Here is a 13,245-nt window from a genome sequence, read left to right on the forward strand (position 1 = left end):
AGGGTTCCGGGGCCGTGCTGTATCCCGGCGACTGTCAGTGCACGCGCCGCAGCCTGGTGTTGACGAACTCACCCATGCCCCACCGGCCGAGCTCCCGGCCGTAGCCGGAGGCCTTGACCCCACCGAAGGGAAGACCGGCGCGGGTGGTGCCGTGCTCGTTGACGTAGACCATTCCCGCATCGATCCGGTCGGCCACCCGTGCCGCTTCGTCGGGGTCGGTCCCCCACACTGATCCGGAGAGCCCGAACCGGGTGTCGTTGGCGACCCGCAGCGCCTCGTCGAGTTCGGTGTAGCGGTAGATCATGGCGACGGGCCCGAACACCTCGTCGTGGTAGACGTCCATCTCGTCGGTGATGTCGGTGAGCACGGTCGGCTCCATGTAGGCGCCGGGCCGGTCGATCGGGTCGCCGCCGATCCGGAGCTTGGCGCCCTGTTCGACCGCGGTGCGCACCTGCTCCACCACGCCGTCGCGGGCGTCCTCGCTGGAGAGCGGCCCCATCTCGGTGGCCTCGTCGGTGGCCTCACCCACGGCGATGCGGCCGTAGAGGTCGGTGAGTCCGGCGACGAACTCCTCGTAGATGCCGTCCGGGACGAACATGCGCTTGGGCGAGTTGCACGCCTGTCCGGAGTTGGACAGGCGAGCGCGGCCGACGGTGTCGACCAGCTCACCGACATCGTCCGTGTCCAGGACGACGAGCGGGTCCGAGCCGCCCAGTTCCAGCACGCTCTTGGTGAGGTTCTTGCCCGCCACCTCTGCCACCGCCGCGCCGGCCCCCTCGCTGCCGGTGAGCGAGACGCCGTGGACACGCGGGTCGGCGATCATCTCCGCCACCTGATCGGAGGACGCGTAGACATTGACGTACGCGTCCGAGGGCAGACCCGCCTCGCGCTGGATGCGCTCGATGAGGGCGGAGCTCTTGGCACAGATCGAGGCGTGCTTGAGGATCACGGTGTTGCCGGCCATGAGGTTGGGGGCGGCGAACCTGGCGACCTGATAGTAGGGGTAGTTCCAGGGCATCACGCCGACCAGTGGCCCCACCGGCTCGACGGTCACGGTGTTCTCGCGGGCTCCGCTCACGTCGAGCGTCTCCGGCTCCAGCAGCGCGGGCCCGTGCTCGGCGTACCAGTGGTAGATGGACGCAGCCAGCTTCACCTCGCCGGCGGCCTGCGCGGTCGGCTTACCCATCTCCTCGGAGATCGCGGCGGCCAGCTCATCGACCCGGTCCGAGAACGCGTCGCCGATGGCCGCGAGGATCCGCGCCCGCTCGGCCGACGACCTGCGGCGCCACGAGTCGAATCCGTCGGCCACGCGGGAGATCACCGCGTCGATCTCGTGGTCTGCCAGGCCGTCGTATTCCGCAGCGGTCTGGCCGGTCGAGGGGTTGTGGGTCCGGTACGTGCTCATCCTGCGATCACATCCTGACGTGTCGGGGGTGTCTGGCCGCGACCGTACGCCCCCTCGACTTCCCCGCCCACCGCTCTCGGTCGCCGATCCGCCGCGCCCCGTCAGCGCACGTGCGTCACCAGCCCCGCCGGCTCACCAGCCCTGGTATCCCGGCGCGACCCGCGTCCACGGCGCGGCGACCTCGAGCTGACCGGCCAGCCGCAGCAGCAGGTCCTCCCGCGCGTAGTCGGCCACCAACTGCACCCCGACCGGCATACCGCGCTCGTCAGTGCCGGCCGGCAACGAGACGGCCGGCTGACCGGAGATGTTGAACGCGCTCGCGCACACCGAGTACGCCGAACTACGCGCCCACATCGACTCCGGATCGGTCACATCGAGAAAGCCCAGCTCCGGGGTGGTCGACGGCAGCGTCGGGAGCAGCAGCACGTCCACTCCGTCGGGCCCGAACAGTTCGGCCACCTTCCAGCCGGTCCGCTGCGCGGTCTGCAACGCCCGAGCCACTCCGGGGGCGGTATGGGTTCTCGCGTTCTCCAGGATTGTCCGGGTCCACGGCTCGATGTCGTCGTCGTCGAGCTCCCTCCCCAACTCCGCGAGACGGTCCTCGATGGTCGCCAACAGCTGGGCGCCCATGATCGTGCCCACGGTGGACAGCACCTCGATGGTGTCCAGGCCCAACTCCACCTCGCGCACCTCGTGGCCCAGCCCGGTCAGTGTCGCGGCGGTGCGGTCGACGGCGGCGGTGCAGTCCGGATCGGTGGGGAACGGCCCGGGCGCGACCCTCAACACGCCCACGCGCAGTCGACCCGGATCGATACCCACCTCCTCGACGAACGGGCGCGCCGGCGTGGGCGCCCCGTAGGCGTCGCCGGGCACGTGCCCGGCCACGACGTCCAGCAACGCGGCGCTGTCCCGGACGCTGGTGGTGACCGCGTGGTGGTAGGCCACCGGGGCGGCGAGCCCGATGGGATGCGGCCAGGTGGGGACGCGGCCGCGGCTGGGCTTGAGTCCGACGAGTCCGCACATCGCGGCGGGGATGCGGATCGAGCCGCCGCCGTCGGTGGCGTGCGCCACGGGCACCATTCCCGAGGCGACCGCGGCCGCCGACCCGCCACTGGAACCGCCGGTGGAGTAGCCGGTGTTCCAGGGGTTGCGGCACGGCCCGTGCAGCAGTGATTCGGTGGTGGTGGTCTTGCCCATCTCGGGCACGTTGGTGGTGCCCAGGACCATCATCCCGGCGGCCTTGTAGCGCTGGACGATGGTGCTGTCCACGCTGGCCACGACGTCGGCGAACAAGCGCGAACCGTCGGCGGCGGGCAGACCGGCGACGTCGGTGCCGAGGGACTTGATGACGATCGGCACGCCGCGCATCGGTCCGTCGGGCAGGCCCGCGGCGACCTCGGCGCGAGCCTCGTCGAAGCGGGTGGCGACCATCGCGTTGAGCGCCGGGTCGTGGGCCTCGATACGGCTGATGGCCTGTTCCAGCACGTCGGCGGGGTCGAGGTCGCCGGCGCGGATGTCGGCGGCGAGCGCCAGGGCGTCACGGGGGTCGGTGGTCATGGCGAGGGACTCCTTGGGGTGGGGTGGTGTACTACGACGACGACAACGACTGCGACCCGGTCAGCCCCAGCGGGACTGACCACCGTCGAGCGGGATGGTCGCACCGGACAGGTACGAGGCCTCCGCCGAGCAGAGCCAGGCCACGGGCCGGCCGATGTCGTCGAGGGGGTCGCCCACCCGGCCGGCAGGGATCGCGGCGATGAACTCGGCGGCCTCCTCCGGGTTGTTCTCCATCCACCAGTCGAGCCCGGGACTGTGGGCGTGCGGGGCGATGTTGAGGGCGCGGATGCCGTCGGCGGCCCATTCGTAGGCGGCGGCGCGGGTCAGGGCGCGCATGGCCTCCTTGACGGCACCATAGACACCGTAGTTGCTGGGGTCCCACCGCACGGCAGCCGACGTGACCAAGTTGAGTATCACCCCACCGCCCCGCTGCTTCATGATCGGACGCGCCAACTTCATCAGCGTCAGTGCGATACCCGGCCCGGCGTCGAACGCCTTGCGGAAGCCGTCGTCGGGGTAGTCGGACAAGGGCATCGGGCGGGCCATGTTCGCGTTGTTGACCAGAATGTCGAAGCCACCGAAGTACTCGATGGCGGACTCGATGATCGCGTTCGGCGAGCCCTCGTGCGTGATGTTCACGGCCAGGCACTCAGCGGTGCCTCCGGCGGCCCGGATCTCGTCCGCGACGCCGTGGAGCTTTTCCCGGGTACGTCCGACGAGCAGGATCGCGGCGCCGGATTCGGCGAGCCCGAGCGAGATGCCCCGGCCCACGCCCTGTCCGCCGCCGGTGACGACCGCGACCTTGCCGGCCAGTCGGTTGGCGCGGTCGGCGCCCGCGAGATCGCTGGGGAGCTGAGCTGACATTGTTCCTCCGTGGTGGTGGTTGTTCATGAGGTGACGATGGTGATGATCCCGGCGAGTACCACGAGGGCGATCACGGCCGAGCGGAAAATATGGGTGGGCAGACGTTGTGCGATGGCGATGCCGATCTGGTTGAAGACCAGCCCGGCCACGACGCAGGCGGCGAGCATCGGCAGGATCGCCGGGACATCGACGTCCGTGCCCGCCCACAGCAGCGACAGGGAGACGATGCTGGTGATGACGAAGTAGCCGGCGAGGTCGGCGATGAAACTCAGCGGTGGCAGTTTGGCCCGGCCGAGCAGCAGCACGACGGGTGGACCGTTGAGCGAGGTGGTGGTGGAGAAGTAGCCGCCGATGGCGCCGGTGACCGCGGTGAGCCACGCCGCCGGCGGCCTGGCGCCTGTCGAGGTGGGCAGCGCCATGGCCAGGCCACACACGATGGTGATCACACCGGCGGCGGGTTTGAGGTGCTGCTCGGGCAGCATGCTCACGGTCTCCACGCCCAGCCACGCCCCCGGCAGGCTGGCGCCGCCGAGCAGTGCGACGCGACGCCAGTCGATGTGCTCGCGCAACTGATAGGTCACGCCCACGCGGGTCACCAGGGCCACCACGAGGTTGACCACCACGGTCTCCGTGAGCCCTACCCCGGCCAGGAGCATGAACGGTGTGGCCATGAGCGACGTGCCGAAGCCCGTCGCCCCGCCGATGACCGAGGCGACGGCCACGCACAGCACGGCGATGAGGATCAACTCCACCGCGCACCATCGATCCGGTGATCACACCGCGTCCGCGACTCCGCTGCCGGGCGGGCCGTCACTGCCCGTCGGCGGGGGCGAGATGGTTGTCGTTGAGCTGGAAACTCGGCACGTCCTTGAGGTTGATCATGGCCTCGTAGGTGCGCTTGTAGCCGGTCTTCGTGATCATCCAACGACCGTCGACGAACGCGTACGCGTCGTCATAGAAGGCGCCGCCGAAGATGTAGGTGTCGAAGGCCGGCACGATCACCCGGTCCTGCAGGTACCAGCGGCCGGTCGCGGTGTCGCCGTCGACCTCGATCTCGGGGTGGTGGGCCTGGTGCTCGGTGATCACACCGTCCGTCATCTGTCCCTTGAGCCCCTCGACCACCTGGTCACGGCCGGTGTAGGACAGGCGCTTGCCGTAGGAGGCGGTCACCTCCGGCGCGAGGGTCCCGGCGAGCTCGTCCCACAGACGCAGGTCCACGCAGCGCAGGTAGCGGTACTTGAGCGACTTGATCGCGTCGATGTCGTCGCGGCGGTCACGGGAGGTCATCAGCAGAGGCCTTTCGCAGGGGAACTGGCACGTGTTCTACGTCCACCACTGCGACTGTAGTCAATTGTGTACAGTTTGGGAATGGAACGCGAGAGGCCGACTCCCGAGCAGGCGCCCGCGCCCGAGGCCGCGGCCCGCCCGACCGGCCGCGACGAGATCCGATCGGCCGTCCTGCGCGAGGCCCGCCGACTGTTCTCCGAGCGCGGTCCGCAGGTACCGCTCCGCGACATCGCCGACGCCGCCGGAGTGAACCTCGGGCTGATCCACCGCCACATCGGCCGGAAAGAGGCGCTGATCACCGCGGTCATGCAGGATGCGGTCCGGTTCGGCGCCGCGCGCCTGGAGAACACCGACGACGCCGGCGAAGCCGTCCGCGGCATGCTGCTCGGCTCTTCGTCGCATCCCGAGATCAGCCGCCTGCTGGCCTGGCTGGCACTCGATCGCGACGCCGCCTTTCCGCCGATGGTCGACCCTTCCCAGCGCCCGGCCGCGGAGCTGCGGCGAATGAACGACCCCCCGCCGGCGGGCGACGTCGAACTGCTGTTGGTGTTCACGGCCGTCTACGCATGGCCCGTACTGCGCGGCGCACTGCTCGACGCGCTCGACATCCCCGAGTCCGAGCGCACCGGGATCGACGAACTCCTGGCCGACCTCCTGGCCCGGGTCGTCACGCGTGGCTCCGACGCCGGGAGCCCCTGATCTCTCGGACGAGAGACGACCCGCACCCGCCCGATCTCGTGTGCGCCATCACCACTCCGGGTAGAACTTGTTTCAGCAACTATTCGTAAAGCACTGACTTAGAGGTGGGAATGGGAACGCTTGACGGCCGTGTGGCAGTGGTGACCGGCGCCGGGATGGGCATCGGTCGTGGGATCGCGGGGGCACTGGCCCGTGAGGGCGCCTCGGTGATCGTGGCGGAGATCGACGAGACCGCGGGCGCAGACACCGCGGCCTGGGTGCGGGACCAGTGGGGGGTCGAGGCGGAGTTCATCCGAACCGATGTCACCGACAAGGAGCAGGTCCTGGCGATGGTCGCCGCGGCATCGGACCGTTTCGGCCGACTGGACATCCTGGTCAACAACGCGTGGAAGGGCACCGGCTTCGCGCGGCTGGAGAACATGACCGACGAGAAGCTGCGCGGCGGTTTCGACATGGCCGTGATGGCCGCGTTCTGGGCCATGCAGGCGGCGCTGCCGGAGCTGGAGAAGCACGGCACCGGACGCGTCATCAACCTGTGCTCGCTCAATGGTGTCAACGCGCACATGTACTCGGTGCAGTACAACGCGGCCAAGGAGGCACTGCGCACCCTCACCCGGACCGCGGCACGCGAGTGGGCGCCGCGGCAGATCTGCTGCAACGTCATCTGCCCCGGCGCCCAGAGCGAGGCGTACCGACGGGTCGCCGAGGCGAACCCCGAGATGGCGGCGGGCCTCGCGGCAGCCAATCCGATGGGCCGGGTGGGCGACCCGATGGAGGACATCGGGGCCGTGGCCGCGTTCCTCGCGAGCGACGCGAGCCGCTACCTGACCGGCAACACGCTGTTCGTCGACGGCGGGGGCCACATCAACGGCGTCCAGTGGGCACCGAACGTGGACTGACCCCGGACTTCTTTTCCGCCTCCGGGGCGGCCGAGGGGGACCAACTAGGGTCGGCACCATGTCGGAACCGCACGCAGCCCGGATCCCCCTCGGCCCCGACGTCCTGGTGATCCGGGACCGCTACGAGACGCTGAGCATCGCCAACGACGTGCTGATCGGCATCTGGTTCGTCGTGGGCAGCATTCTGTTCTTCTCCGAATCCACGACCACCGTCGCGACGGCGCTGTTCGTCGTGGGCAGCGTGCAGATGCTGATCCGACCGGCGATCCGGCTCAGCCGGCGGATTCACCTGCGCAGGCGGGGGTACAGCGACTCCGGATCCGACCAGGATTTCTGACCACGATCGCGGGCATCACGATTCCTCGGCGTGTCGGACGTCCGACGTATATTGGAACAGGATCCGCCGAGGAGGGGTGTCATGCACGAGCAGTACCGTTCACCTGCGCACGAACCCGGCGCTCACGAACCCGGCGCTCACGAGCTCGCCTACCCGGCCGGGCAGACCGAGGCGTTCGACACCCGGGCCTTCGACACCCCGTCCGCCGAGACCCGCGGGTTCCCGCCAGCTCCTTCTCCCGGCGCGGCCCCGCACCGGCACGCCCCCGGCCCACAGACGGGGCGCGCGCCACTCGCACACGAGGGGGGTCTGCCGTACGGGAACCCGCCGGCTCCCGCGTACCCCCCACCCCACCAGTTCGTCCCCCAGCACCTGGCGGCCCCGTACCAGTTCGGAACCGGACCGCATCTCCAGAACCCCGGCCCGTATCTGCAGCACCCCTATCAGTACATGTACCCGCCGCAGCCCTTCCAGCAGACGGTGGTCGTGCACAACGGACGCCGCGTCAACCACGTATTGCACCTGGTACTGACGCTGCTGACCGCAGGGCTGTGGTTGCCGGTCTGGATCATCCTGGCGATCGCCAACTCCTAGGCGTGCAGCAGGCACCTGCCACGCCGGGCGAGCCCGCCCACCTCGGGCGAGCCCGCCCACCTCGGGCGAGCCCGGCGGCAGGTCAGGCCGGGGTGCGGCCGTAGCGGTCGTACTCGGCCAGGAGCGAGGCCTTGTCGTCGTCGTCCATCAGGCGGTACTGGTGCGCCTTCGTGTCACCCAGGTACACGGCGTCCTCCACCGTCCACGACTGGCGCCGGAGATCCTTCTTGTCGATCTTGCGGGTCGCGGTGACCGGGATGTCCTGCACCACGCGCACGAACCGCGGCGCCCACTTGGTACCCAGGTCCTGCTGCTCCGCCAGGAAGCGACCGAAGGCCTCGGGATCGAATTCCACACCGGGCGCCATCTCGACGGTGGCCATCACCTGGTCTCCCGTCCGCGGGTCCGGGACGGGGTACACGGCCACCAACACGACTCCGGGGAAACGCGCGAGGATCCGCTCGACGGGCGCGGCGGCGAAGTTCTCACTGTCCACGCGCATCCAGTCACCCCCACGGCCGGCGAAGTAGAAGAAGCCCTCGGCGTCCCGGTAGCCCAGATCCCCCGTCCGGTAGGCGGCACCATCGATCCGCTCGGCAGTGGCCTGGGGGTTTCGGTAGTACCCCTCGAACATCGCCGCGCCGGTGCGGTTGACGATCTCGCCGGTCGCGGCCTCCGGATTGAGCAGACGGCCGGTGGAGTCGAACTCCGCCCGCGGGCACTCCCGCCCGTCGGCATCGAGTATGCAGACGTCCATGTAGTCCGCGGGCAAACCGAGCGCATTCCGCGGCGAATCCGGCGTCAGACTGATGACCACAGCTCCCTCGGACGAGCCGTAGCTCTCGATCGGCCGGGTCCCGAACCGCCGCTCGAACTCGTCCCGGTCATGCGGGGAGGCCTCGGTGCCGAACACCTGACGCAGCCGGGTCTGCTGCTCCTGGGCCGACTCCGGAACGGCGAGGATGTACGCCAGCGAGCGGCCCACGTAGTTGAAAAACGTTGCGCCGAACCTGAGCACGTCCGGCAGGAAACCGGAGGCCGAGAACTTGCGGCGCATACTGAACGTGGCACCGGTGAACACCGATGGGCCCCAGCAGGAGAAGATGGCGTTGCCGTGGAAGAGCGGCATGGCGTTGTAGGTCACGTCGTCGGTGGTGAACGACAGATAGTTGATCGCCGAGAGCGCGGCAAGTCGCCCGGTGCTGCAGATGACCGCCTTGGGCGCTCCGGTTGATCCCGAGGTGAACGTCAGGAGCACGGTCGTCGTGGGATCGCTCGCCTCCGGGACGTTCGGCAACCGCTCCCCCGCCGCGTCCTGAACGAGGTCCCGCCACCGCTGGCCGTCGACGAGGAACACCCGGTCCTCGTCCACGCCCGTGTCGAGACCGTCCAGCAGCGCCGCCTGCGTGGAGTCGGTGACGATGACGTCGCAGTCCACAGCGCGGATGTCCGTCGCGAGTTCGGTTCCCCGCCGGGTGGGATTGATGCCGACGACCGTCGCGCCCGCCAGTGCGGCGGCCCCGATCATGAAGAGATACTCGGGCACGTTCTCCAACAGCACGCCGACGTGGAATGCCCGACCCTCGCGCCGAAGCCCGTGAAGCACGATCGCCCGCTTCTCGGCCTCACGCACGACCTCGTCCCAGGTGAAACTCTGATCCTCGAAGAGCAGCCCGGGTCGCGTGTCTCCACGTCGGCGACCGAGGATGTCGGCGAAGGTGAGTCGCTGCTCGGCGACCTCGGCCGGAAGCAGCCGCTCGACCTCGACGCCGGCCGCCCCCGTCGTATCGGTCGTGGGCGCGAAGTTCGCGTGAGTAGTGCTCGCCATTTCGTGGTCTCCTCGTGTCTTCCGCACTGGTCAGTGCCCTGCCGCACCGACATAACAACTGTTGTGTGAAGTCGTACGGGAAGCGATGCTAGCCCAGATGTGTCGAGAGTCACAAGCGCACCGGGTGGATTACTGTGAACCCTTGAGCGCCCGGCTCACCACACCGTTTCCAGCCGGAGCAGAAGTGAGGACGACCGTGGCCATGCCCCCTTCCAGCGTCGACGCGAACCGGCGTGAGATCGCCTCCGCGGCCTGCGAGCTGGTCGCCGACGGCGGACTGGACAGCGTCTCCATGCGCCGGATCGCCAAGCACCTGGGGGCCACCACGGGCTACATCTCGCATTACTACGCGGACAAAGAAGACCTGCTCGAGGCAGCACTCCGTGCGGCCCTCTCCGAACTCACCGCCGGTTCCGCTCCGCGGTCCACCACCCTGGAGGAGTGGATCGACAACGCGGTTCTGACGCTGCCGCACAACGTCGACACCCAGAGGTTCTGGCGGATACTGACCGCGTACCAGTCCGCCAGCCTCAACAACGCGCGACTGGCCCAGATCCTGCGCGACTACGTGGTGGAGCAGGTCTCGGCGCTGACCGACCACCTCGCCGTCACGCTGGGCAGCACCCCGCCGGAACACGAGGTCACCGCGCTGGCCCGCTCGTTGTTCGCGGTGGTCTCGGGGCTCGGCACCACCTCGACCATCACCCCGGACGCGTTCACGCCCGCCCAGCTGCGCACGATCGTGCGCTCCTCGGTGTGCGGCCTGCTCGACGAGTTCGCCTCGCGACACCCCGAGATCGGCCCCGCACCCGGCAGGCCCACGCCCCCGGCCTGAGCCGACCCCTCACATCGGTGCAGGTGGCGACACGGCGCCACCCCTGCTAGTCAGTAGGTGTCCCAGTGTGGAACGACGCGAGGAGGCACGCAGATGGGTGTCGAGGACCACGATCCCGAGGAATACACGCCCGATCCCGATCCGGTCACGGCGCGGGAGGAGTATGAGCCCGCGCCTGTCGATGCCGGCTCCGTCGGCGAGGCCGACCCGGCCGACGTGGCCGAGCAGTCCGTCGAGGTGCCGGTGATCGAGCCAGGACCCGAGGAAGCCGAGGAGTACGACGACGAGGAGGTCGGCTGACACCAGCCGGCCAGTCGCCCGACGCCCGGATGGGCCAAATAAGGGAATCGCCGGGGCCGCGGAGGGGGGACAACGCGGCCCCGGCGATTCTGACGCACGACGCGGGGTCGCGACCCGGGGGGCGGGTCTGCGGCATCCGCACATCGCTGCAGAGTCGGCGACAGCTGGCGGGGGGATATCAGCTTTCGCCACCGACAAACCCGAGGGTAGCCACACATCTGCGACTTCACAACTGTCAAGTGAGTTCGGAGCCCCCGTTCGGGCGTGCTGCCGCAGCCGGACGCTCGGCGCCCAGATAGGCCAGCGCCGCCACCACCTGCGCGCGCGTGGCCGTGAGGAGCTTCGGCTCCTCCAGCGGCGCGAAGCGCGGCGAGTGGTTGGCCGGGATCTCGCGACCCACCATGCCCGGGGAGAGCGCGTCCCGGTAGCGGTCGGGGTCCACCGAGCCGACGGTCCAGTACGTGTACGGCACACCGAACGCGTCCGGAATCAGGGAGAAATCCTCCGACGCTGTGACCCGACCGGCCTCGTACACCGCGCGCGCCGAAGTAGGCGACGAAGGCCTCGGTGACCGTGTCCGTGACCGCAGGGTCGTTGCGGGTGAGCGGGTACTGGTCGTAGTAGAGGAAGTCCGGATCGGCCGGGGCCCCGGCCGCCACACACTCCGCGCGGACGATGCGCTCGATCGCCGAGATCACCTGCTCGCGCACCGCCGGGTCGTACGTGCGGATGTTGAGCAGCAGCTCGGCCGAGTCCGGGATGATGTTGGCCTTGGCGCCCGCGGAGATCGAACCGACCGTCAGCACCGCGAACGTGCCCGGCTCCACCTCGCGCGAGACGACGGTCTGCAGCCGCAGGACGATCGACGACGCCACCACCGGGTCCACCGCCGTGTGCGGCACCGAGCCGTGCGCGCCCCGGCCGTGGATCGTGATCTTGAGAGAGTCGCCGGCCGAGAGCACCGGACCCGCCACCGTGCCGATCGTGCCCGCCGCCGTGGGCATGACGTGCTGACTCAGCGCCACGTCCGGCCGCGGGACCCGCTCGAGCAGGCCGTCGTCAACCATTGCCCGAGCACCGGCGGCCGTCTCCTCTCCCGGCTGGAACACCGCGATATACGTGCCCGACCACTCGTCGCGGTTCTCGGACAGGACGCGAGTGGCGCCCAGCAGCGCCGCCGCGTGCGCGTCATGGCCGCACGCGTGCATGACCCCCGGGGCCTGGGAGGCGTACTCCAGGCCGGTGTCCTCCTCGATCGGCAGCGCGTCGATGTCCGCGCGGGCCAGGACCGTGGGCCCCTCGCCGTTCCCGATGACCGCCACGACACCGGTCCCGGCGATGCGCTGCGGTTCGAGACCCAGCGCGGCGAGCTCCCGCTCGATCCGGTCCGCCGTCGCATGCTCTGTCATGCTGAGCTCCGGATGCCGGTGGAAATGGCGATAGAGGTCGCGGAGCCACGGGAGAAGGTCCGCCGCGCGGTCGGCCAGCTCGGCGGCCGGGTCGGGAACGGTCCGGCCGGCCATCAGGCCGACTTCTTGGCCGGCGTCTTGCGGGCCGTCGACTTCGTGGCCGGGGCCTTTTTGGCTGTCGACTTCGACGCCGTCGATTTCTTGGCCGTGGATTTCTTCGCGGCGGCCTTCTTCGCGGCAGGCTTCTTCGCGGCGGACTTCTTCTCCGCCGACTTCGTGGCCGGGGCCTTCTTGGTGGACGACCTGGTGCTCTTCTTGGCCGCTGCCTTTGTCGGGGAACCGGAACCGTTGTCGTCGTCGGGCTTGTCGTCGTCGGAGTCATCCACGTCCCCGCCGCGGTCCTTCACGCTCGCGCGCAGGGCGGCGAGGAGGTCGGCGACCTCGTCGTCCCCGTCGTCGTCGGAGCTCTCCCGCTCCTCCACCGTGAATGCCTCACCACCGGCGGCCTTGGCCTCGATGAGTTCCTTGAGCTGGTTCTGGTAGTCGTCCTCGTACTTCTCCGGCTCGAAATCCGCCGCCATGGTCTCGATGAGCGACGCCGCCATCTTGACCTCCTGCGGCCGCACCGTGGCCTCCTTGTCCAGCCCCTCAAGGATCGCCGGGCGGATCTCGTCCGGCCACAGCAGCGTCTGCAGCATCAACACGTCCTTATACACCCGTAGAGCACACAGGCGGGTCCGGTTGCGCAGCGTGAACGTGCAGATAGCCAGCCGATCAGTCGACTCGAGAGCCTCACGCATGAGGATGTACGCGCGGTTCGAGCGCGACGCCGGCTCCAGGAAATAGGCGTTGTCGAAAGCCACCGGGTCCACCTGATCGGCGGGCACGAACTCGGTGACCTCGATCTCGTGGTTCTGCTCAACGGGCAGGCTGGCCAGGTCCTCCTTGGTCAGGATCACCATCTCGCCCTCGTCGGACTCGTACGCCTTGGCGATGTCGCCGTACTCGACCTCGTCGCCGTTGTCGTCACGCACCCGCTTGTAGCGGATTCGCACGCCGTCGTTCTTGTCGACCTGCCGCGCCCGCAGATCGTGGTCCTCCGTCGCCGCGTAGACCTTGACCGGCACGTTCACCAGGCCGAAGGAGACCTCGCCCTTCCAGATGGATCGCATGGGGGCAGTATGCGCCGGATCGGGGCCCGGGGCAGCCGGACGGGCATGGCGCGCTCGCG

At 69.3% G+C, this 13,245-nt stretch carries 13 protein-coding genes and 1 pseudogene; 6 read left to right on the forward strand and 8 right to left on the reverse strand.

Annotated features, from left to right (window positions below; translation table 11 throughout):
- Positions 1-34: 34 nt before the first annotated feature.
- From ACWIFB_RS13370 to ACWIFB_RS13390, 5 genes are all read right to left on the reverse strand, one after another.
- The gene (locus tag ACWIFB_RS13370) at positions 35-1,405 is read right to left on the reverse strand and encodes an aldehyde dehydrogenase family protein (protein ID WP_344988032.1); all 1,371 of its coding nucleotides are present in this window, start codon (positions 1,403-1,405) and stop codon (positions 35-37) included.
- A 132-nt stretch (positions 1,406-1,537) separates the two neighbouring features.
- The gene (locus ACWIFB_RS13375; RefSeq protein ID WP_454058507.1) at positions 1,538-2,962 is read right to left on the reverse strand and encodes an amidase; all 1,425 of its coding nucleotides are present in this window, start codon (positions 2,960-2,962) and stop codon (positions 1,538-1,540) included.
- A gap of 60 nt (positions 2,963-3,022) precedes the next feature.
- On the reverse strand, positions 3,023-3,826 hold the full coding sequence (locus ACWIFB_RS13380; RefSeq protein ID WP_454058508.1) for an SDR family NAD(P)-dependent oxidoreductase: 804 nt from the start codon (positions 3,824-3,826) through the stop codon (positions 3,023-3,025).
- 23 nt (positions 3,827-3,849) lie between these two features.
- The gene (locus ACWIFB_RS13385; protein WP_454058509.1) at positions 3,850-4,578 is read right to left on the reverse strand and encodes a sulfite exporter TauE/SafE family protein; all 729 of its coding nucleotides are present in this window, start codon (positions 4,576-4,578) and stop codon (positions 3,850-3,852) included.
- Positions 4,579-4,636: 58 nt separating this feature from the next.
- Positions 4,637-5,113: a nuclear transport factor 2 family protein gene (locus ACWIFB_RS13390; RefSeq protein ID WP_454058510.1), complete on the reverse strand. Its 477-nt coding sequence runs from the start codon at positions 5,111-5,113 to the stop codon at positions 4,637-4,639.
- A gap of 81 nt (positions 5,114-5,194) precedes the next feature.
- Between ACWIFB_RS13390 and ACWIFB_RS13395 the strand changes: the two genes are divergently transcribed.
- The 4 genes from ACWIFB_RS13395 (at position 5,195) to ACWIFB_RS13410 (ending at position 7,642) form a co-directional block, all read left to right on the forward strand.
- Positions 5,195-5,812 (forward strand): TetR/AcrR family transcriptional regulator, encoded by a 618-nt coding sequence (locus tag ACWIFB_RS13395; protein ID WP_454058511.1) that lies wholly within the window; start codon positions 5,195-5,197, stop codon positions 5,810-5,812.
- A 110-nt stretch (positions 5,813-5,922) separates the two neighbouring features.
- On the forward strand, positions 5,923-6,711 hold the full coding sequence (locus tag ACWIFB_RS13400) for an SDR family NAD(P)-dependent oxidoreductase (RefSeq protein ID WP_454058512.1): 789 nt from the start codon (positions 5,923-5,925) through the stop codon (positions 6,709-6,711).
- Positions 6,712-6,769: 58 nt separating this feature from the next.
- The gene (locus tag ACWIFB_RS13405; protein ID WP_454058513.1) at positions 6,770-7,048 is read left to right on the forward strand and encodes a YrhK family protein; all 279 of its coding nucleotides are present in this window, start codon (positions 6,770-6,772) and stop codon (positions 7,046-7,048) included.
- An 81-nt stretch (positions 7,049-7,129) separates the two neighbouring features.
- Positions 7,130-7,642 (forward strand): hypothetical protein, encoded by a 513-nt coding sequence (locus ACWIFB_RS13410; RefSeq protein ID WP_454058514.1) that lies wholly within the window; start codon positions 7,130-7,132, stop codon positions 7,640-7,642.
- 82 nt (positions 7,643-7,724) lie between these two features.
- Here the strand turns inward: ACWIFB_RS13410 and ACWIFB_RS13415 are convergent, their stop codons facing one another.
- Positions 7,725-9,470, reverse strand: a complete 1,746-nt coding sequence (locus tag ACWIFB_RS13415; RefSeq protein ID WP_454058515.1) for an AMP-binding protein — start codon at positions 9,468-9,470, stop codon at positions 7,725-7,727.
- A gap of 202 nt (positions 9,471-9,672) precedes the next feature.
- Here ACWIFB_RS13415 and ACWIFB_RS13420 point away from each other — a divergent pair, with 202 nt between their 5' ends.
- Positions 9,673-10,305 (forward strand): TetR/AcrR family transcriptional regulator, encoded by a 633-nt coding sequence (locus ACWIFB_RS13420; RefSeq protein WP_454058516.1) that lies wholly within the window; start codon positions 9,673-9,675, stop codon positions 10,303-10,305.
- A 93-nt stretch (positions 10,306-10,398) separates the two neighbouring features.
- The gene (locus ACWIFB_RS13425; protein WP_452098437.1) at positions 10,399-10,605 is read left to right on the forward strand and encodes a hypothetical protein; all 207 of its coding nucleotides are present in this window, start codon (positions 10,399-10,401) and stop codon (positions 10,603-10,605) included.
- A 235-nt stretch (positions 10,606-10,840) separates the two neighbouring features.
- Here the strand turns inward: ACWIFB_RS13425 and ACWIFB_RS13430 are convergent.
- Both ACWIFB_RS13430 and ku read right to left on the reverse strand, forming a co-directional pair.
- Positions 10,841-12,128, reverse strand: a pseudogene (locus tag ACWIFB_RS13430) (M20 family metallopeptidase).
- Complete coding sequence (gene ku / locus ACWIFB_RS13435) at positions 12,128-13,186, reverse strand: non-homologous end joining protein Ku (protein WP_452098435.1); 1,059 nt, start codon at positions 13,184-13,186, stop codon at positions 12,128-12,130. Before ku ends, ACWIFB_RS13430 begins: the two are co-directional and overlap by 1 nt.
- Positions 13,187-13,245 lie beyond the last annotated feature (59 nt).

Source organism: Dietzia sp. NPDC055340 (genome assembly GCF_053645335.1).

What these genes read in the sequence shown, in the direction of transcription:
- ku (WP_452098435.1), bottom strand. Translation starts at nt 13,186, where the DNA reads ATGCGATCCATCTGGAAGGGCGAGGTCTCCTTCGGCCTGGTGAACGTG.
- ACWIFB_RS13380 (WP_454058508.1), bottom strand. Translation starts at nt 3,826, where the DNA reads ATGTCAGCTCAGCTCCCCAGCGATCTCGCGGGCGCCGACCGCGCCAAC.
- ACWIFB_RS13420 (WP_454058516.1), top strand. Translation starts at nt 9,673, where the DNA reads ATGCCCCCTTCCAGCGTCGACGCGAACCGGCGTGAGATCGCCTCCGCG.
- ACWIFB_RS13410 (WP_454058514.1), top strand. Translation starts at nt 7,130, where the DNA reads ATGCACGAGCAGTACCGTTCACCTGCGCACGAACCCGGCGCTCACGAA.
- ACWIFB_RS13400 (WP_454058512.1), top strand. Translation starts at nt 5,923, where the DNA reads ATGGGAACGCTTGACGGCCGTGTGGCAGTGGTGACCGGCGCCGGGATG.
- ACWIFB_RS13370 (WP_344988032.1), bottom strand. Translation starts at nt 1,405, where the DNA reads ATGAGCACGTACCGGACCCACAACCCCTCGACCGGCCAGACCGCTGCG.
- ACWIFB_RS13395 (WP_454058511.1), top strand. Translation starts at nt 5,195, where the DNA reads ATGGAACGCGAGAGGCCGACTCCCGAGCAGGCGCCCGCGCCCGAGGCC.
- ACWIFB_RS13415 (WP_454058515.1), bottom strand. Translation starts at nt 9,470, where the DNA reads ATGGCGAGCACTACTCACGCGAACTTCGCGCCCACGACCGATACGACG.
- ACWIFB_RS13390 (WP_454058510.1), bottom strand. Translation starts at nt 5,113, where the DNA reads ATGACCTCCCGTGACCGCCGCGACGACATCGACGCGATCAAGTCGCTC.
- ACWIFB_RS13375 (WP_454058507.1), bottom strand. Translation starts at nt 2,962, where the DNA reads ATGACCACCGACCCCCGTGACGCCCTGGCGCTCGCCGCCGACATCCGC.
- ACWIFB_RS13425 (WP_452098437.1), top strand. Translation starts at nt 10,399, where the DNA reads ATGGGTGTCGAGGACCACGATCCCGAGGAATACACGCCCGATCCCGAT.
- ACWIFB_RS13405 (WP_454058513.1), top strand. Translation starts at nt 6,770, where the DNA reads ATGTCGGAACCGCACGCAGCCCGGATCCCCCTCGGCCCCGACGTCCTG.